Consider the following 20,863-nt stretch of genomic DNA (forward strand, 5'->3'; position numbering starts at 1 on the left):
TTAAAATATAGGGCTTTTCGTTTGTATGCAATATATTTTGACCTTTCTCCAAACCTCTCTCCTTACAGAAGAGAGGTTTTGAATCTTACTCCCCAACCCTTGTAGCGTTGGGGTTGGGGGTTAAGTCTATATAACTCCTAACTCCTAACTCCAAATTCTTAACTCCTAACTATTTAAATAAACCCAATGCGATTAAGAGGCCAAAAGCGAAACGCTGCTCGACCAATGACATTTTCTCTGGGTAAAAAGCCCCAATAACGAGAGTCATTACTATCGTTGCGGTTATCTCCCATAACAAAAAACTCATCCTCTGGAACTTTCACTGGCCGATATGGCTGATTTGGGGGTTCAGCGATGTAGTCTTCTGTCAAAGGTTGACCGTTGAGATAGACTTTGCCAGAAGCAACACTAACTACCTCACCAGGCTGGCCAATAACCCGCTTGATGAAGGCTTGGTCTTTGGGATATCCTCGACGTTGTAGTTCTGCGGGTGGCTGAAAAACAATAATATCCCCAGTTATGGGAGGGTGAAAATGGTAGGATATTTTTTCAACTACCAAGCGATCGCCTGTATGTAAGGTAGGCAGCATCGAATCAGAAGGTATATAGCGGGGTTCGGCGATAAAAGTCCTGATAAAAAATGCCAAACACAATGCGATCACAATTAAAATCAGATTTTCTTGCCAACTACGCCATACTTTTAACGACGGACGATCTTCTTTTGCATCACTTTCGTGAGGAATCATAAAAGTTTCTAGCCAGTTTAAGAAGTGGAACAAATACCTTGATTATTTTGACTCAAAAGGTATACTAATAAACAAGCTGGATTCTGCATAAATCCATACTAGATATTAAATAATACAATTATCGCATCTACCAAAGATAAGCAAAACTACTGTAAATCAACTATGACCTGTTTAAGGCAACATAAGGTAATAATTAGGATTTTTAAATAGATAATTAAAAATTTTAATTCTAATTGCTGCAATTATAAGGCAAGTTATGAGATGATTTTCAATTTTGCTTCTTACTGCTAAAAAAGTAGTTACCGATTGGTAGAGCGATACAGCCAGTCGGTTTTTTCTTTGAGCAGAAAATTGCTCATTGAATGGCAAATACAGTTTAGGGACTTCCAACAAATAAATTACCCAATTTTGTAAGGTGGTTGTCTCGCCTGCCGATAGGACAAGGCGGTATTTTCAGCTCACCCTACAACAAATAGCCGAGTATTTTTTTTTGAAAGTCCCTTAGCGAATGCTTTACTTAAATATAGTGATCTAATTTGATTGGGTGAAAAAATCTAAGTATATCTAGTGACGTGAGCCACCTAAAATTAGTGCAATAAATTTTGTCGGCTGGGTCGTTTGCGTCAGCTTTGCACAGCGAAGTATGAGATGCAACTCCGATAAATGTTGGGTTTTGCGTTTCATAATTTTATCTGTATCACGCGATTACGTGTATTTCAAAAATTTTACATATTCTGAATTTTACGTCAACTAATTCTACTGAGTTTCAACATTAGTATGTTTTATACCAATTAGGTACTGCTTTAACAGTAGGGCTATCAAGATTTGAATAAATTGCGTAATTTTACTGTGACAGTATATACTAGATTGTACTATTAATAATATATAAATCTCCCTTACTATCAAGAAGAAAATTAACAGACAAAAAGCTACTAGGAATTTAGGCTTAAGTACCAGCATCAAAAACAGAGTTAAGCTGTTGAATAGAATCATTTTTGCTGAATGCTTTAAAAGCATCTAAATTAACGAATAAATGCCCCTTGGCAATGAGAAACTATATTTAATGGATTTTCGTCTGTCTATTTCATAGAAAGTTCAAGGCAACATTCTAAAAGTTAAAAATTTAACTTTTTCTTAAAAAGGAAGGAATGCTAGTAGGCAGTAAGATATATCTTATCAAGAATAGAGCTAATAGTTTATTAGACTCTTTTCTGAAAGATACTCCAGCCTTTATAAGTAGTTTTGTATGTTAATTAAATAATTTACTCAGCTACAACTTATACAGCTTTACTGTCAGAAAGTATTGCTCTAAAAACTTCAGCCCACAAAAAATGCTAATTGTAGGCATTGATAGTTAAGCTACATCTTATTTGGAAAGCTATAAAATTTGAAAGGATAATCCTACCTTAGCGGTGAAGAGAAAGACAGAAACTAATTCAGAACTGTGATAAAGAAGATTTTGGGATGTCATTAATTATTCGATTGCGCTTTTTATTAAAGCTAGGGGTAAGAATCTTGTTTGTTATAAATGGGTTGACATTAAACAGTATTAGGTATTGTATAAGCGATGGCCCAAATCTAGAGCATCTAGATTTCAGTTAAAGCTGTATAGTCTGTCTTCTAAATTGTGAATTTTCATTATTCCCAATTCCAGTTTTCAGGATTACCAAAAAGCAAATGGTATCTAAAATATCTAAAAAAAGTGTGCTATAACGTACCGTCATAACGTGGCTGATGGTTCGATATTTGAAGGAGCTATGAGGTGGAAAACAATAAGTCGTTTCTGTGGCCAGAAGGAATATTAGTTGCACTGCTTGCCTTATGTGGTGTTTTTAGCCTTGCTTTCATGATGCTTCTAAGGCCAAATCTTTCGGAGGCTCAGAGTAGACAGAGTATAAATTTCAAGGAGGTAGCTGCAAACGCAGGAACTCAGCAGCGCATTGAGAAATTAAAGGCGGCGATGCTTACAATTTGGCAGCAAGAAGCACAAGTAAAGGGACTAGCCTACTCTGTACCATCACGTTTTCAAGGGGCAATAATTAACGCTGCAAAACTTACTAAGGGGGAAAAAGTAATTGCTCTCACCTTTGATGATGGCCCTTGGCCCAAGACCACAGAACAAGTGCTAGATATTCTAAAATCAAATAATATCAAAGGGACGTTTTTTGTCGTCGGGCAGAACCTAAAAAATTATCCAGAGTTAGGAAAGCAAATTGTAGCTCAAGGTCACGTCATTGCCAATCATACTTGGCATCACTGGTATCACTTCATGAATCCACAAGCTGCTGCTTTTGAAATAGATCGCACAGCAGACCTCATTTATCAAGTTACAGGTGCTAAAACAAACCTCTTCCGACCGCCTGGTGGCATTCTGCACAATGGATTAGCTGCTTATGCGAAAGGCGAAAAATATGCTGTGGTGATGTGGTCAGCTGACTCCACAGATTACAAGTTGCCGGCTGTACCAAAGTTGATAAATAATGTGATTAGAGATTCAAAACCTGGTGGTATTGTCCTAATGCATGATGGTGGCGGTAACCGTTCTAGAACTGTGCAAGCTTTACCAGAAATTATTAGCAACTTTAGAAAGCAAGGCTATCGCTTTGTTACTATTCCAGAACTTTTAGAAATGGAAGATGCAGACCAAAAGTTCATTGCTAAAAAAAAGTAATAATTATTAATTATAGGTAATTAGTTAATAGTAATTGGCTAAATACTAACCATAATTCATATCTTCGTTCCCAGATTTGTCGATAGTCTGCTACTTCCTGCGATTATTCAACAAGATTCACACTTGTTAGTTACCGATTTTTTTCCACCTCTAGATATCATTATTATTTTTATCTCGTTGTATGAAATATCCTTGCCTAAGAGCAATCAAGCTATCTGTTAACCACATTTTTCTTAATATTGGAAAGCTTGTTTGATAAGTATGTTGAACACTTAAGTTTCAGATACACTTGACCAGCTCTTAGTTTTATCGCTAAAGTTAGATTTTTATTGAGAATGAATAACGAACGAATAAAGTTTAGAAAAAACGAGAGCGATCGCTATTACAAATGTTGAGAAATATTCAAGTAATAGATAAGCAAGCGAGGAGATGGCGCACTGTGAGAGTAGAGCCTGTATAACAGTAGAGCTATTTTCTGAAAAAATGTAACCGTTCACACTCCTCTCCACCTCTCAACAAGAAATCAAGGTTTTTATAGATTTTGCTGGGGAGTGAATGATTGTCTAAGAATCTAAACTTTATTCTTAAACAATTATGCTTATACCTCAAGGGTATTTCTCTTGAGGTATTTTACTTATTTGGGGTATGAGAACCTTGTTTTATCAAAAGGCAGGCTTTCCGGCCTGCCTCATAAGATTGGATAATTTATTTGTTGGAAGTCTCTTAATGACTGCTTACTAAACTAAACTTAGTTGTTTTTTGCTCAGGATCGGCTTCTGGACTATCAGCTTCAGAAGGCGGAACTAACTGCCAGAATTTCGGCAAAAATTCTTGCCAGTTTTGCAGAATTTTCTTCGCCTTTGGTGAACCAGTGCGTTCAGCATGAGTTTTGATTAACTCTTGCAGTTGTTTTGCACCTGCTTCTGTAATCACCCGTTGGATTTTGACAATTTCCGGGTTGACTAACTCACGAAATGAGTCGTTTTCATCTAAGAAGTACGCCAATCCACCAGTCATTCCAGCTGCTACGTTACGTCCTACTTTGCCGAGGACGACAATCACACCACCAGTCATGTATTCACAGCAGTGATCTCCAGCGCCTTCAATCACTGCTATGGCTTTGGAGTTTCTCACAGCAAAGCGCTCTCCTGCTAAACCGTTGGCAAATAACATGCCACCAGTAGCACCATAGAGGCACGTATTGCCAACTATGACGTTTTGTGATGCGTTATAGGTAGCATCGGGTGAAGGTTTGATGATGATTTGACCACCATGCATTCCTTTACCTACGTAGTCGTTTGCCTCTCCTGTCAGGGTCAAAATTATACCGGGGAGGTTGAACGCACCAAAGCTTTGCCCAACACTACCTGTAAAATTGAGATTAATTTGTCCTTCAAAGTCGCTGTCACCGTATTGAGAAGCGATCGCTCCCGCTAATCTTGTACCTACTGTTCTGTCAGTATTGATAATTGGGTAAGTCTTGGTAACAGTGGACTGATCCCTAATGGCAGTCTGAATGTCGGAATCGGCAAGCATCTTGTCATCCAAAACCACGCCGTTGCTGTGGACTTCTTCATGCAGTAACCAATCACGATTGTCTCTGGTATCTGGTAGCTTCAGTAAACAATCTAGGTTCAATGACTGCGTTTTGGTGAGTTTTGCCTCTGGGCGCAGTTTCAACAAATCTGCACGTCCAATAATTTCTGACAAAGAACGGTAGCCAAGTCGTGCTAACAAACTACGCACTTCTTCGGCGATGAAGTAGAAGAAGTTGACAACCTGTTCCGGCATTCCGGTAAACCGCTTGCGGAGTTCTTCTTTTTGCGTAGCAACACCCACAGGGCAGGTATTCATGTGGCAAACTCGCGCCATGATACAGCCTTCAGCAATCATGGCGATGGAGCCGAAACCGAATTCTTCACCGCCCATCAATGCACCTATTACCACATCCCAGCCACTCTTGAGTCCGCCATCTACGCGCAAAATCACGCGATCGCGCAGGCTATTTTCCATCAAGACGCGATGCACTTCACTTAAACCCAGTTCCCACGGTGAACCAGCATGTTTAATCGAACTTAGTGGCGATGCACCTGTACCACCATCATGTCCAGAAATCTGGATAATATCAGCGTTTGCCTTGGCTACACCAGCTGCGATCGTGCCAATGCCAACTTCTGCAACTAACTTCACCGACACCTTGGCTTTGGGATTAATTTGGTGCAGATCAAAAATCAGTTGTGCTAAGTCTTCAATGGAATAGATATCGTGGTGCGGTGGTGGTGAAATCAGCGTGACACCTGGCTTCGAGCGCCTTAACATCGCTATGTATTGGCTCACCTTGGGCCCTGGTAGCTGTCCACCTTCCCCAGGTTTAGCACCTTGGGCAATTTTGATTTCAATTTGTTTGGCGTTGACTAGGTACGCTGGCGTGACACCAAAGCGTCCTGATGCAACTTGCTTGATGGCACTATAGGCTTGATCGCCATTCCGCAATCCTTTTAAATGAGGTAAGGTTGGCGAGTGACCAGACTCGTCTACATCATCTAAAACCGTATAGCGCACTGGATCTTCGCCGCCTTCTCCAGAGTTAGATTTACCGCCAATGCGGTTCATGGCGATCGCTAAAGTTTCATGGGCTTCTCTTGACAAAGCACCCAAAGACATGCCACCGGTGCAGAAGCGCTTAACAATTTCAGTTACCGACTCAACTTCTTCTATAGAAATTGGGGTGCGATCGCCTTGGAAGTCTAGCAAGTCGCGCAAGGCTGTTACTGGCCTACCTTGAAGATGCTTCTTGTAAACTTCGTAGTGGTCGTAGTTTTTGCCATCTAAAGCCTTATGCAGCGCCTTAACCATTTCTGGGCTATTCATGTGGTACTCGCCGCCAGGGCGATACTGCACAAAGCCGAGGTTTTGTAACTTATTGGCCGTCACTTCTGGGAAAGCTTTGCAGTGGAAGGAAAGCACTTCATCAGCTAGTTCGTTAACACTCAAACCACCGATACGGGAAGTCGTACCCCGGAATCCCAGTTTGATTAAATCTCCACCAATGCCAATAGCTTCAAAGATTTGGGCTGCTTGATAGCTGGAGAGCAGAGAAATTCCCATTTTGGAGAGAATTTTTAGCAAACCTGACTCTACTGCTTTGCGATAGTTTCCTAAAGCTTGTTCTAGGGTGAGGGTGGGAATTTTTTCTACACCCATTAACTTTTGAGTTTTGGGATCAGACCACCAATCACGCACTGTATCCAAAGCCATATACGGACAAACTGCACCAGCACCGTAGCCAATGAGACAAGCAAAGTGATGAGTACTCCAGCATTGAGCAGTATTGACAATTAGGGATGTTTTCATTCGCAACCCTTCCCGAATCAGGTGATGATGTACAGCACCCACTGCTAACAGGGGAGGAATGTATGTATCTTCTGGGCTGATACCGTCATTTGCCTTATCGCTTAAGATTAAAATTTTTGCACCTGCGCGGACTGATTGGGCTGCTTGTGCTTGTAAAGATTGGACTGCGGCCTTTAATCCTTCAGGGCCGGTAGCGATCGCAAATCGGGTTGACAACTCAGCCGTGGCAAATCCTGACAGCTTAATTGCCTCTAACTCACCATCTGTTAATACTGGCGATTCAAGTTTCAATCTCCGAGCATATTCGGCTTTAGGTTCTAATAAATTACCCCGTTCACCCAGTTCGACTTTCAAAGACATCACTAGCTTTTCCCGCAGGGGATCAATCGCTGGGTTAGTCACCTGAGCAAAACGCTGTTTGAAATAGTCATACAGCAGGTGGGGTTTTGTTGACAGCACTGCTAAAGGAATATCATCCCCCATGCAGAAAGTTGGCTCTGAACCTGCGATCGCCATTGGATGAATCACCATTTCTACATCTTCTGTGGTGTAGCCAAAGGCAGTTTGCAGCTGAAGCAATGTTTGCTTGTCAATTGTCACTTGTCCTTTGCCATTGCCATTTGCTAATGACGGATGACCAACTAATGACTTTAGTTCTTGACGGTACTGTTGCAGCCATTCACCATAAGGGTGCTGCTTGGCAATGCGCTGCTTAATCTCCCAATTTTTCAGGACTTCATGATTTACTAAATCCACGGCAATCATTTGTCCTGGGCCGAGCCTACCTTTCTCGACAATATCAGCTTCTGGAAAGTCTACTACACCAGCTTCCGAAGCTACCACAATGTAGTCGTCTTTGGTGATCAGGTAGCGAGCTGGTCTTAAGCCATTACGATCTAGTGTTGCACCAACTTTTTTGCCATCGCTGAATACTAAAAGTGCTGGCCCGTCCCACGCTTCTTGCAGACCACTGTAATATTCGTAGAAATCAACAATTTCTGGAGAGTTAGCTAAAGAAGGCTGATTTTGGTAAGCCTCTGGAACCATAATCATTAAAGCTTCCAAAGGGCTGCGTCCAGAGCAAACCAGCAATTCCAGCACATTGTCTAGGGTAGCTGAGTCGCTGTTATCAATATGAACTAATGGCTTGAGTTCCTTGATGCGATCGCCCCATACAGGATGGTTTAGGCTAGCTTCTCGTGCCATCATCCAGTTGATGTTACCCAACAAAGTATTGATTTCGCCGTTGTGGCCCAAAAGCCGCATTGGTTGAGCTAGGGGCCACTTGGGCATTGTGTTGGTACTAAAGCGGCGGTGATAGACAGCAAAGGCGCTTTTGTAAGCTGGATTTTTTAAATCGTCATAAAAGCTGCCCAATACGGCAGAACGCACCATGCCTTTATAGACAATTGTGCGGCTTGACAACGAGCAGATATAAAATTCTTCTGAGATATTAGTTGCAACTTTACTAATTCGGCGGCGGGTAATGTACAATTGCCGTTCTAATTCATCGCCGCTTTTGTCAACAGAAGCTAATAAAACTTGTTCAATCTGGGGTTGATTTTCTCTTGCTTGTACCCCAAGCAAATCAGGTTGCACTGGCACAACTCGCCAACCCAGTACAGTGAATTTTTCTTCAGCAGCCACTTGCTCAACTGCCGCCCTAGCTTTTTGTGCTGCTTCCTGGTCTTGTGGTAGAAAGATCATCCCAACAGCTATATTATTGATGGATGGAAGTTCCTTTCCACTTTCGGCAAAGTCTTGTTGGAACAACTCCCAAGGGATAGCTGTCAATACTCCAGCACCATCACCAGAATCTTGATCGGCGCTACAACCTCCCCGGTGTTCTAAGCAAGTTAAAGCAGCTAAGGCTTTTTCGACAATTTCGTGGCTGGTATGATTTTGGCGATGAGCAATAAAACCCACACCACAGGCATCTCGTTCCTCTACTAACCACTTTTGCCCCTGATAGGTATCTCTTGAGTTGATATTCGCTGTGATTTGTTGGTTTTGATTCATCGGTTTATTATTCATACCCTGTTCCTGAAGTATTGAGTTACCAATTTTGCCACTACGTTATGGAAAAAATTTCTAAATTCAGCGATGGAAAAATATAAAAGCACCGAAATTTAGGGAAAAAAAATTTTAACTTCGGTTTTACTTTCTTAGTTCACCCGTGTTAAAATTTATGCGTACTTTTTATGTATTTATGCGGTGTTAGACAACTTACCTCCGCCAAGACATTATTTTTGCCCTGACAGTTTCTTTTTTATATTGTGAAGCTAAATATTTTCTCAATTCTCTTTTTCCAGATGCACGCTAGCTACTCATAGAGCCTATTTCGGCTCACCTGAAACAAAACTAAACGCTGTAGTATTTTTTAAAGCCAAAGTCGAAATAATTCATAATTGATCGTGACAATCAAGGACTTGCTTTAAACGTTGGCGCTAGCCTCTCTCCTTCTCCCAAAGGGAGAGGCTAGCGCCAAGGCAGAGAGAAGGCTTTAAGTTACGCTACCTTAATTCGTAGTTGTAATCAGTGGGGGGTCGCACCCTCCATTGTCTTGTTAACCACTAAATCTTTAATTTAGTGTGGGCTGCTGTACCCTTATTAATTACGAATTAGTAATTATTTAGTTATCCCGATCCAGCAATAAAATCAGCGTATTACAATATATACCCATTTGACAATTCCCAAATATCTTTGTTATCTAGAGTTTTTCCGCTTACTAGTTAGCGCATGTATTACTATTAACTAGACCCTACTGAATTAGCAACGTTCAGTCAGGATTAAATATCTTAATCCAGTTTTGATAATCAAAACTACCGTGTATAGTGTGGTTAGAATTAGTGCCAGTTAAAACACTTCATTGCAGTTGCTTTAGCGTCTAAATAAACTTCTTGGCTTTTAAAAGAGATAACTAGCCAATATATACAATAGCATGTTTTTTCAAAAATAAACTCATGTTTTTTTTATATTTCCAAATAATTAGTTAGTTTATACCTTGGCTGATAGTTTTCAAAAAACCTAGTAAATTATGGTAAAAATGCCGAATTATTGCCAATCAGAGAATGGCGAACGCAGATTTTTCCGGGCTACTGTGTCATCAATATTTTTAATAACACTATGCTTAACTACTACATGTGCTGCGATCGCCCAAGAGTCCTCAAAAAACGCCCAATCAAGACCCAGGCTTATCTCCCAGTCACCTACACCTGCTTTAACAGGCGTAGTATCCTCTGGTAATCAAATTTCCCTCAATGGTCGTACTCTACCAGGAACTTGGTTACAGCAATCTGGAAAAGCTGGTCGGATTACAACTCATCTCAGTGATGGGGCATTTAGGCAGTTAATTGGAGTAAATTTCTTAAACAGTAGTAACTCAGCAACGCAACCAATACAGTGGTTTTCATCGGTGACAAAGCCACTGATTTTATCCACTAAGCTACTAGGCGCATATCGCTATCTTGATATTACTAATTTTGCTCAAACATCTGGATGGGAAATCCGAACCAATGGCAACATTTTGGTGATTGCTACCCCAAAAGTGCAAATTACAAACATTGTTCAAAGCCAGGAACCTCCAGAAGCGAGTACCCCTTTGCAACAGACTCGGATTCTTGTCAATTTAGATCATCCAACTCCCTGGCAAGTTGCACAAGGGTCAATTATTAAAAAAATTGAAACTCCATCCCTCGATCCAGATACACCAACCCTAAAACCCACTACACCTCCAAATCGAGAGTGGACAATTACGCTGGATGGAATAGCCGATCCCCTTTTGATAGAACGCTATACCCCCCAGCCACCACCAGCACCAGCAGTACCACCAACATTGCTGCCAAACTTGCTCAAACAATTATTACCAGTTACACCAACACAACCAATACCACCAGCACCAGCACCTGCACCAGTACCTGAACCACTAATTCAACAAGTGGAGGTCGTGAAAAACCAAACCATAATTAGTCTGAGCGTTCCCTTCGGTCTATCGCCTCAAGTTAGTACTGTAGATAACCCCAATCGCCTGATTATCAATATTCGACCCGATCCCTTAGAAGAAAGAGATATTACTTGGGCCCCAGGATTGCGCTGGCGACAGCATTATGTCAGCTTAGGTACAGAACGCTTTCCAGTAGTCTGGTTAGAAGTTAATCCTCGTAAATTTGGGCTAACTCTAAAACCTATGTGGGCTAGTTCTGATGGACTTGCGGGTACTGCTCCCTTAATTCAAACAGCACAACGTTACTTAGCAGTAGCTGGAATTAATGGTGGTTATTTTAACCGCAATAACAGATTCCCCTTGGGTGCGATTCGTCGGGATGGTCAGTGGTTATCAAGCCCCATTCTCAACCGAGGTGCGATCGCTTGGAATGATTCTGGTCAATTTTACTTCGGTCGTCTCACCTTAGAAGAAACTTTAATCACGGCAAATGACCAGCGCCTACCAATTCTGTTTCTCAATAGCGGCTACATCCAGAGTGGTATTGCTCGTTACACGCCAGCTTGGGGATCAACTTATACGCCCTTGACGGATAACGAAATTATCCTAGTGGTAGAGAAAAACCAAATTACTCAACAATTACCAGGCGGCAAAGTTGGTGAGACAGCCGTTCCCATTCCTCAGGATGGCTACCTACTAACCTTACGTGCCAACGCAGCTAGTGCTGCCTCACAGCTACCTATTGGAACCGCAGTAAGCATTTCCAGCACCACTACCCCGGCTGATTTTAGTCGTTATCCCCACATAATCGGAGCCGGGCCGCTATTAGTCCAAAACCGTCAAATTGTCCTCGATGCCAAAGGCGAAAAATTCAGCAATGCTTTTATTGCCGAAAAGGCTATTCGTAGCGGTATTTGCACAACAGCAACAGGTACATTGATGATTACTGCCACACATAATCGTCCGGGCGGTTATGGCCCTAATTTGGGAGAACATGCCCAATTGCTGCAACAGATGGGCTGTGTGGATGCCCTAAATTTGGACGGCGGTAGTTCTACCAGCCTTTATTTAGGAGGACAACTACTTGATCGCTCCCCTAGTACAACTGCTCGTGTTCATAATGGAATTGGTATTTTCCTAAAACCACGATAATCAGGGAGTAGGGAATGGGGGATAAGGGAGATAATCCTTCGCTCCAACTCCCCACTCCTCACTTCCTATTTTTTTAAAGATTAGAACAAGCTGCCATTTTGCTTGATGAAGACTTAGTGTAGATGCAAGAGTTTTAGGAGTGATGATTTACACCGTCACGTTTGATTTTGCTATCTTTATCAAGGTGCGACAAAATTGCTGGTTTCCAACGTTGCAAGATAGCGCCAGATTTTTTATCAATAGTAAGAGTACTAACGGTTTGTTATGTCTTCAAATGAGGTAACTATGGCTCGATATCAAGAAACTACACAGACTGAAACTCTACATCTACCTTCAAATATCACTTCCAGAGGCATTGCTGCAACAGAGCTACGTCCTTGGGGTGCTTTTACAGTTTTGGAAGAAGGGCGCGGATACAAAATCAAGCGCATTGAAGTTAAGCCCGGACACCGCCTCAGTCTGCAAATGCACCACCACCGCAGCGAACATTGGATTGTCGTATCTGGCACAGCTAGGGTAACTTGTGGCGAGAGAGAAGTACTACTGAGTAATAATGAGTCAACTTATGTACCCCAATGTACATCTCATCGTTTAGAGAATCCTGGCGTGATCCCTTTGGTGTTGATTGAAGTGCAAAATGGCGAATATTTAGGAGAAGATGATATTATTCGCTACCAAGATGACTATGCTCGTACCAAAGATTAAAGCTCTAATCTAAAAACTGAATACATTTTTGTGCAAACTGTCTTTGGGAACCACTACACCCCAGAAGTCCCCACCTTAACTAGGTGGGGACTGAAATATTTTGTGCTATAAATGTAGTAGTAGTGATCACCCTCATAGCTTCGATGATTTGGAATTTTCAAGAAGCTAGGATTAATCCATCCGTCTGTAAAATCAAGATAGGGTTTTCAATTATAAAAAACGAGTTCCATGATTCATCTGAGTCAAGCAGCCGCGAGTGAGATTGGGCGAATAAAGTCCAAGCAGCAACCAAATGTCTTATTTCGATTGGCAGTAAAACCAGGTGGTTGTTCTGGGTTATTTTATGATATGTCCTTCGATAAAGCAATAAAAGTTGACGACCAGGTTTTCAACTTGGATGAGATTCAAGTAGTCATAGATGCCACAAGCTTAAGTTACCTCAATGGTTTGAGGATGGATTATTCAGAAGACTTAATGGGTGGTGGTTTTCGCTTCCAAAACCCTCAGGCGATCGCAACCTGTGGCTGTGGTAATTCATTCTCCATAACTAGTCAATAGTCCAAAATTTAGCGATCGTTTGCCAATAATAAAGGAAAAATGACTAACTAATTAAGGAAAAATTACAATTGACATAAAACCGTAAAAAACGATATAATTAGGATTTGTTAAAACTTAGACATATAAGCAGCTTTACGCGCTGTAACTCATGCCAACAATACAGCAGCTAATACGTAACGAGCGCGAACAAGCGCGTCAGAAAACCAAGTCCCCAGCTCTGAAACAATGCCCCCAACGTCGGGGAGTTTGTACCAGAGTATACACGACTACACCAAAAAAACCTAACTCAGCTCTACGTAAAGTAGCAAGAGTCAGACTTACCTCTGGATTTGAAGTCACAGCTTATATTCCAGGTATTGGTCACAACTTACAAGAACACTCAGTTGTAATGATTCGTGGTGGTCGGGTTAAGGATCTACCAGGTGTGAGATACCACATTATCCGTGGCACCCTAGATACAGCCGGAGTCAAAGACCGTAAACAAGGGCGTTCCAAGTATGGAACCAAGCGTCCGAAAGAAGCGAAAAAATAGGATCGGGCGATTAATCGCATCCAACACGATTAATCGTCTAGCTTACAAGCGCTCAAAGACAAAAATAACTATCAAGGTCTGTGTACTAAGAGCAGTTACGAAAGCTGCTCAAGTCTGTTAAAAAAATCAAGCAGGCTACACCTACACTAAGCGAGCAAGTGTAGAAGTTCTGAGGAGAATGCTGTAACCCACAGCAGAATTCTAATCTGGACATTAAAGTTTAGAGTCTTGTCGCCTTGAGTATTTAGTTGCAGCTAGTAATTCAATGAATTTTAAATTTTAGATTTGCACTTTTGGATTGGTCGAACCCACAGGGGGATGAGGCTTACAGACTTTTGATTTTTTCCAATCCTTGTGGTCGGAACATCTACCAAAAACTCTAATCCAAAATTAGCAGTCAATTTAAGTCAGCCTTGCTGTAACAGTCGAAAACAAAATTGAGAAAGTCTGAGGGTTTAGTTCCACAGCTTTTAGTTTCCGGTGTCTGATAGCATATAATTTCGTTGCCAATTCCGAATTAAAGGTGAAGTATGTCTCGTCGTGGTGTTATTCAAAGGCGCCCAGTTCCGTCTGACTCTGTATATAACAGTCGCCTTGTGAGCATGATTATCAGGCGGATCATGCGTCATGGCAAGAAATCACTTGCCGCACGGATTGTTTATGATGCATTAAAAACTATTGAAGAACGCACTGGTGCTGGTGCTTTGGAAACCTTTGAAAGAGCAGTGCGAAATGCCACGCCTTTAGTAGAAGTAAAAGCTCGGCGAGTTGGTGGAGCAACCTACCAAGTACCAATGGAAGTGCGTACAGAACGGGGTACTACCCTAGCACTGCGTTGGTTAGTGCAATATTCTCGCTCCAGACCAGGCCGGACAATGGCAAGCAAACTGGCAAATGAATTAATGGATGCTGCCAACGAAACTGGCAATGCGATTCGGAAACGTGAAGAAACGCACCGGATGGCAGAAGCTAACAAAGCATTCGCCCACTATCGTTACTAAGTAGAAAAGCGATATATCGCCCTTCAGAAGCGGTATATCGTATGATTTACAAAAAGAAGACGGTTTTCCCTAAAAGTATAGAATCTTAACAAAGAGTAATATACAAGATATCATGAGGCAAAAACTATAGGAGGTAGCTGTGGCACGCACGATCCCGCTAGAGAAAGTACGCAACATTGGTATTGCGGCGCATATAGATGCGGGCAAAACAACAACAACAGAGAGAATATTATTTTACTCTGGGATAATTCATAAAATTGGCGAAGTTCATGAAGGAACTGCCGTCACAGACTGGATGGAGCAAGAGCGGGAGCGGGGAATCACCATTACAGCTGCTGCTATCAGTACCAGTTGGAAAGATCATCAAATAAACATTATCGATACTCCGGGTCACGTAGACTTCACAATTGAAGTTGAGCGTTCCATGCGCGTGTTGGATGGTGTAATCGCAGTATTTTGTTCTGTGGGCGGCGTGCAACCGCAGTCTGAGACAGTGTGGCGGCAAGCAGAACGCTACAAAGTTCCTCGGATCGCCTTTATCAACAAGATGGATCGCACCGGAGCGAACTTTTATAAAGTTCATGAACAAATTCGCGATCGCCTACGGGCGAATGCGATCGCTATTCAACTACCGATTGGTAGTGAAAACGACTTCCAAGGTATCGTTGACTTAGTACGGCAACGTGCGTATATTTACGCAAATGACCAAGGTACTGATATCCAGGAAACCGATATCCCGGAAGGATTGCAAGCGCAGGTAGAAGAATACCGCACCAAGCTAGTAGAAGCCGCAGCAGAAACCGATGATGCTCTGATGACTAAGTACTTCGATGGCGAAGAACTTACAGAAGAGGAAATTCGGACAGCCCTGCGTAAAGGCACAATTGACGGGACAATTGTACCAGTACTTTGCGGTTCAGCATTCAAAAACAAAGGCGTACAGTTGATGCTGGATGCCGTTGTAGATTACCTGCCAGCGCCCAGTGAAGTACCGCCAATTCAAGGCTTACTGCCCAATGGCGATACTGTTGAGCGGCGGGCTGATGACGACGAACCTCTAGCTGCTCTGGCATTCAAGATTATGGCTGACCCTTACGGTCGCCTGACATTTGTTCGCGTTTATTCTGGTGTCCTGAAAAAGGGCAGCTACGTTCTCAACGCTAGTAAGAATAAAAAAGAACGGATTTCCCGCTTAGTTCTAATGAAGGCAGACGATCGGCAAGATGTCGATGAACTGCGAGCGGGTGATTTGGGAGCAGCTCTGGGATTGAAAGACACCTTGACAGGTGACACACTCTGTGATGATGGATCACCAGTAATTCTGGAATCCCTATTCATTCCTGAGCCTGTGATCTCGGTGGCGGTTGAACCCAAAACCAAGAACGACATGGACAAACTGTCCAAAGCTCTACAATCTCTCTCAGAAGAAGACCCCACCTTCCGAGTCCGCGTCGATCCGGAAACAAACCAGACCGTAATCGCGGGAATGGGAGAGCTACACCTAGAAATTCTAGTAGACCGGATGTTACGAGAATTCAAGGTGGAAGCGAATGTAGGTGCGCCACAAGTAGCTTACCGAGAAACAATTCGGAAAGCTGTGAACAAAGTTGAAGGCAAATTCATCCGCCAAAGTGGTGGTAAAGGTCAATACGGTCACGTTGTGATCAATTTGGAGCCTGGAGAACCCGGTACTGGCTTTGAATTCGTTTCCAAAATTGCTGGTGGTTCAGTACCTAAAGAGTACGTTGGCCCCGCAGAACAAGGGATGAAAGAAAGCTGCGAATCCGGTGTTCTAGCTGGATATCCTTTGATTGACGTTAAAGCGACCTTAATTGATGGGTCATACCACGATGTAGACTCTTCAGAAATGGCTTTCAAAATCGCCGGCTCAATGGCGATGAAAGAGGCTGTGCTGAAAGCTTCACCTGTCATCTTAGAGCCTATGATGAAAGTTGAAGTTGAAGTTCCTGAAGACTATATGGGGAACGTCATTGGCGACCTCAACACCCGTCGAGGGCAGATTGAAAGCCAAAGCACCGAAAAGGGACTCGCTAAGGTAACATCTAAAGTTCCACTGGCGAGCATGTTTGGCTACGCCACTGATATCCGGTCAAAAACGCAAGGTCGGGGTACCTTCACGATGGAGTTCAGCCACTACGAAGAGGTGCCTCGCAGCGTAGCTGAAACTATCATTGCAAAAAGCAAAGGGAACGCTTAGTTAAAATAAGGAAATGAGCATTCATGGCACGCGCAAAGTTTGAAAGGAATAAACCCCACATTAATATCGGTACAGTTGGCCACGTTGACCACGGTAAAACTACCTTGACAGCAGCCATCACCATGACCTTGGCAGCTATGGGTCAGGCTGTAGCTAAGGGCTACGACCAAATTGATAATGCTCCAGAAGAAAAAGCACGGGGTATTACCATCAATACCGCTCACGTAGAGTATGAAACTGCAAATCGGCACTATGCTCACGTAGACTGTCCAGGCCACGCTGACTATGTGAAGAACATGATCACCGGTGCTGCTCAGATGGACGGAGGTATCCTCGTAGTTGCTGCTACCGATGGCCCTATGCCCCAAACCCGCGAACACATCCTGTTAGCAAAACAGGTAGGCGTTCCCAGTCTGGTTGTCTTCTTGAACAAAGAAGATTTAATGGATGACCCAGAACTCTTGGAACTAGTAGAACTAGAACTTAGAGAACTGCTTTCAAGCTACGATTTCCCTGGCGATGATATCCCCATTATCAAAGGCTCTGGTCTGCAAGCTCTGGAAGCAATGACCAAGAATCCTAAAACCCAACGCGGTGAAAATCCTTGGGTAGACAAAATCTACGAATTGATGGATGCTGTAGATTCTTACATCCCCACTCCTGAGCGGGATGTTGATAAACCCTTCTTGATGGCTGTAGAAGACGTTTTCTCAATTACAGGTCGTGGTACTGTTGCCACCGGTCGGATTGAGCGGGGTGTAGTCAAAGTTGGCGATAACGTTGAACTAGTGGGTATCAGAGATACTCGCGCCACTACCGTAACTGGTATTGAGATGTTCAAGAAGAGTCTCGACCAAGGTATGGCTGGGGATAACGCTGGGGTACTACTCCGGGGTATCCAAAAGGCTGATATTGAACGGGGTATGGTCATCGCTAAACCTGGTTCGATTAAACCTCACAATGAATTTGAAGGTGAGGTTTATGTCCTAACAGAAAAAGAAGGTGGTCGTAAGACTCCATTTTTCGCTGGCTACCGTCCCCAATTCTATGTGCGGACAACTGATGTAACTGGTACCATCAAAGCTTACACCTCCGATGAAGGCAAAGAAGTAGAAATGGTGATGCCAGGCGATCGCATCAAGATGACAGTAGAATTGATCAACGCGATCGCTATTGAACAAGGAATGCGCTTCGCTATCCGCGAAGGTGGCCGTACCATTGGTGCTGGTGTCGTCTCCAAAATTATCAAGTAGCATTTCGCTCATAACAAAGGAGCAGAGATGGTCTTTATTGTGCCTCTCTGCTCCTTTCTCTTCCTTTTTAATTAAAGGGAGTAGGGAGTAAGTAGGAACAAGCCAAGCAATTTTGTCTCCTTTAACCCCACTTACCACTCTTGTACAGACGCGATTAATCGCGTCTCTCCTTCATTCACCATACCCCTAATTACGCAGAACCTGGAAAATTAAAGATGGCAACTCTACAGCAGCAGAAAATTAGAATTCGCTTACAAGCTTTTGACCGACGTTTATTAGACACATCTTGCGAGAAGATTGTAGACACAGCTAACCGCACCAATGCTACAGCCGTAGGCCCAATTCCTTTACCAACAAAACGCCGGATCTATTGTGTGCTGCGATCACCTCACGTAGATAAAGATTCACGGGAACACTTTGAAACCCGTACTCATCGCCGGATTATTGATATTTACCAGCCCTCTTCTAAGACTATTGATGCCCTGATGAAATTGGATCTACCATCGGGTGTAGATATCGAAGTCAAACTTTAATTTAGTGATTAATCAGTGGTCATTAGTCATAAGTACTCAAACAAAGTACAAAAGACAAATGACATTAGTATGAATTTTTACATTGCCCTGAAGAAATATATCTCAGGGCTTTTATTTAGCTAGGAAACAAATGATAGAATGTAGATAAAGTACGGGAAAAGCAGAGAAAAACAAATTTTAAAGATTAAGTTTATACCAAGATAACAATGACATCATCTTCTAAAATTGCAGTTCGTGAACTACCTCTGTTCCCGTTACCCGAAGTAGTTCTGTTTCCTACCAGACCATTGCCTCTGCACATCTTTGAATTTCGCTACCGAATCATGATGAACACGATTTTGGAGAGCGATCGCAGGTTCGGTGTTTTGATGGTCGATCCTGTTAAAGGTACAATTGCAAACACTGGTTGCTGTGCGGAAATTGTTCATCATCAACGGCTGCCAGATGATCGCATCAAGATGTTAACTTTAGGGCAGCAAAGATTTCGGGTATTAGAGTATGTTCGTGAAAAACCATACCGCGTTGGCTTAGTTGAGTGGATTGAAGACCAACCACCTGCTAAAGATTTGCGACCTTTATCAACTGAGGTAGAACAACTACTGCGAGATGTTGTGCGTCTATCAGCCAAATTAACCGAACAAAATATCGAACTGCCAGAAGATTTGCCTGACCTACCAACAGAGTTATCTTATTGGGTAGCGAGTAATCTTTATGGTGTTGCCGCAGAGCAGCAGTTATTGCTAGAAATGCAAGATACTGCAACTCGTCTTGAGCGAGAAGCGGAAATTTTAACCTCTACTCGGAATCACTTGGCCGCTCGCTCTGTTCTTAAAGACACGTTTAATCAAAAGTGAAAAGACGCGATTAATCGCGTCTGTACAGGGGTGAGGAGTAAAGACGCGATTAATCGCGTCTGTAGAGGAGTGAGGAGTTAGGAATAAATAACAAAAAATAAAAGATTGGCAACTTATAATTTATATTCCCTACCTGATAATTAATAACTGATAACTCCAAAATCCTAACTCCTAACTTATGAAGTAACAGCGCTGATCGGCAAAACATTGTAAGCGCCAAGAACTTTTAAAATTTCTGTGTGCATAGTTAATTCTGCTAAAGCAGATTGCATTTGTGCTTCTTTGGTATCCGCTTCTAAATCCATGAAAAACAAGTATTCGCCTAATGATCGCTTCGTCGGACGAGATTCAATCCGGCTGAGGTTAATTCCTCGTTGAGCAAATATTTGCAAGGGTTTGAGCAATGCTCCGGGTGTATTGGCAGGCATACTAAAAGCTAGCGATGTGTGACTGGCGCTTGTTGTTGATGCCTGATATCCAATATCTGCTTCACCCTGACTTACTACCCAAAAACGAGTACAGTTTTCTGGATAGTCGTTGATGCCACTAGCAAGTATGGGCAGGTTGTATAGTTGAGCTGCTCTACTAGAAGCGATCGCTGCTGTTGTTGTCTCATGCTCCAATCGCTGTAATGCTTCGGTTGTAGAATTGCTAGGAATAATCTGTACAGTCGGGAGAAACCTCTCTAACCATCCCTGACATTGTGCCAAAGCTTGCGGGTGAGAGTAAACAGTTTTAATTTTATCTAAGCTAGAAGCGCAAGAAATTAACGTATGGACAATAGGTAATACTAAGGCTAACTGAATTTGCAAACTGTCCAACTGCCATAGTGTATCTAGTGTCATAGTCACACTCCCTTCAATAGAATTTTCTACTGGCACAACAGCCAAGTGGGCTTGACCATCAGCAACGGCGTGCAGTGACTGGGAGATGCTGGGATAGGGACATAGACTAGCTTCAACTGCCGTATTTTTAGTTAGCCAGTTGGCATAAAAAACAGTTGCTTGTTCTGTATAAGTGCCGGGAGGCCCTAAATGTGCGATCAATAAAGTCATGCTTTTAGCCTTGATTTGCGAGTTTAATCGGTAAACAGAAATAGGACTTACGCACACTCTACGAATTCTCGGTGCTCTTGGCGTCTTGGCGGTTCGATAAATTAAGCTTTTTAGAAATTTTTGCGTAAGTCCTAAGAAATTATAAGGTTTTGGTCTTAGCTAATATATCCAAATCTACTCTTACTAAACACTGTTATCTCTAAAATTTACGCACTAAGCGAATAGAGCGAAATATGTATCTAAGAAAACAATTTATGGAAAACAGCACTTCTATCAGATAGATTTCCT

13 protein-coding genes are annotated in these 20,863 nt (G+C 42.5%); 10 read left to right on the forward strand and 3 right to left on the reverse strand.

Going from position 1 to position 20,863, the window contains the following annotated elements:
- Positions 1-173: 173 nt before the first annotated feature.
- Positions 174-746, reverse strand: a complete 573-nt coding sequence (gene lepB / locus RMZ43_RS28995) for a signal peptidase I (RefSeq protein ID WP_322648578.1) — start codon at positions 744-746, stop codon at positions 174-176.
- Positions 747-2,508: 1,762 nt separating this feature from the next.
- On the opposite strand from lepB, the gene RMZ43_RS29000 reads away from it, so the two are divergent.
- On the forward strand, positions 2,509-3,417 hold the full coding sequence (locus tag RMZ43_RS29000) for a polysaccharide deacetylase family protein (protein WP_322648579.1): 909 nt from the start codon (positions 2,509-2,511) through the stop codon (positions 3,415-3,417).
- Between the two features lie 723 nt (positions 3,418-4,140).
- Here the strand turns inward: RMZ43_RS29000 and RMZ43_RS29005 are convergent.
- Positions 4,141-8,805: a glutamate synthase-related protein gene (locus tag RMZ43_RS29005; RefSeq protein WP_322648580.1), complete on the reverse strand. Its 4,665-nt coding sequence runs from the start codon at positions 8,803-8,805 to the stop codon at positions 4,141-4,143.
- 1,012 nt (positions 8,806-9,817) lie between these two features.
- Between RMZ43_RS29005 and RMZ43_RS29010 the strand changes: the two genes are divergently transcribed.
- The 9 genes from RMZ43_RS29010 (at position 9,818) to RMZ43_RS29050 (ending at position 19,520) form a co-directional block, all read left to right on the forward strand.
- On the forward strand, positions 9,818-11,866 hold the full coding sequence (locus tag RMZ43_RS29010; protein WP_322653689.1) for a phosphodiester glycosidase family protein: 2,049 nt from the start codon (positions 9,818-9,820) through the stop codon (positions 11,864-11,866).
- Positions 11,867-12,151: 285 nt separating this feature from the next.
- On the forward strand, positions 12,152-12,571 hold the full coding sequence (locus RMZ43_RS29015) for a cupin domain-containing protein (protein ID WP_322648582.1): 420 nt from the start codon (positions 12,152-12,154) through the stop codon (positions 12,569-12,571).
- Between the two features lie 228 nt (positions 12,572-12,799).
- Positions 12,800-13,129, forward strand: a complete 330-nt coding sequence (locus tag RMZ43_RS29020) for a HesB/IscA family protein (RefSeq protein ID WP_322653688.1) — start codon at positions 12,800-12,802, stop codon at positions 13,127-13,129.
- Between the two features lie 148 nt (positions 13,130-13,277).
- On the forward strand, positions 13,278-13,661 hold the full coding sequence (rpsL, locus tag RMZ43_RS29025) for a 30S ribosomal protein S12 (protein ID WP_012410236.1): 384 nt from the start codon (positions 13,278-13,280) through the stop codon (positions 13,659-13,661).
- A gap of 530 nt (positions 13,662-14,191) precedes the next feature.
- Positions 14,192-14,662 (forward strand): 30S ribosomal protein S7, encoded by a 471-nt coding sequence (gene rpsG / locus RMZ43_RS29030; protein WP_069070112.1) that lies wholly within the window; start codon positions 14,192-14,194, stop codon positions 14,660-14,662.
- A gap of 139 nt (positions 14,663-14,801) precedes the next feature.
- Positions 14,802-16,880, forward strand: coding sequence for an elongation factor G (gene fusA / locus RMZ43_RS29035; protein WP_322648584.1), 2,079 nt, complete (start codon positions 14,802-14,804; stop codon positions 16,878-16,880).
- A gap of 23 nt (positions 16,881-16,903) precedes the next feature.
- The gene (tuf, locus tag RMZ43_RS29040; protein WP_109011175.1) at positions 16,904-18,133 is read left to right on the forward strand and encodes an elongation factor Tu; all 1,230 of its coding nucleotides are present in this window, start codon (positions 16,904-16,906) and stop codon (positions 18,131-18,133) included.
- Positions 18,134-18,348: 215 nt separating this feature from the next.
- Entirely contained in the window at positions 18,349-18,666 is a 318-nt protein-coding gene (gene rpsJ, locus RMZ43_RS29045; protein ID WP_017320518.1) for a 30S ribosomal protein S10, read from the forward strand.
- Positions 18,667-18,872: 206 nt separating this feature from the next.
- Complete coding sequence (locus RMZ43_RS29050; RefSeq protein WP_322648585.1) at positions 18,873-19,520, forward strand: LON peptidase substrate-binding domain-containing protein; 648 nt, start codon at positions 18,873-18,875, stop codon at positions 19,518-19,520.
- Between the two features lie 176 nt (positions 19,521-19,696).
- Here the strand turns inward: RMZ43_RS29050 and pheA are convergent, their stop codons facing one another.
- Positions 19,697-20,575 carry a prephenate dehydratase gene (gene pheA, locus RMZ43_RS29055; RefSeq protein ID WP_322648586.1) on the reverse strand — a complete coding sequence of 293 codons (879 nt, stop codon included), beginning with the start codon at positions 20,573-20,575 and terminating at the stop codon, positions 19,697-19,699.
- Positions 20,576-20,863: the final 288 nt, after the last annotated feature.

The organism is Nostoc sp. CmiVER01, assembly GCF_034531135.2.
Lineage (GTDB): Bacteria > Cyanobacteriota > Cyanobacteriia > Cyanobacteriales > Nostocaceae > Nostoc.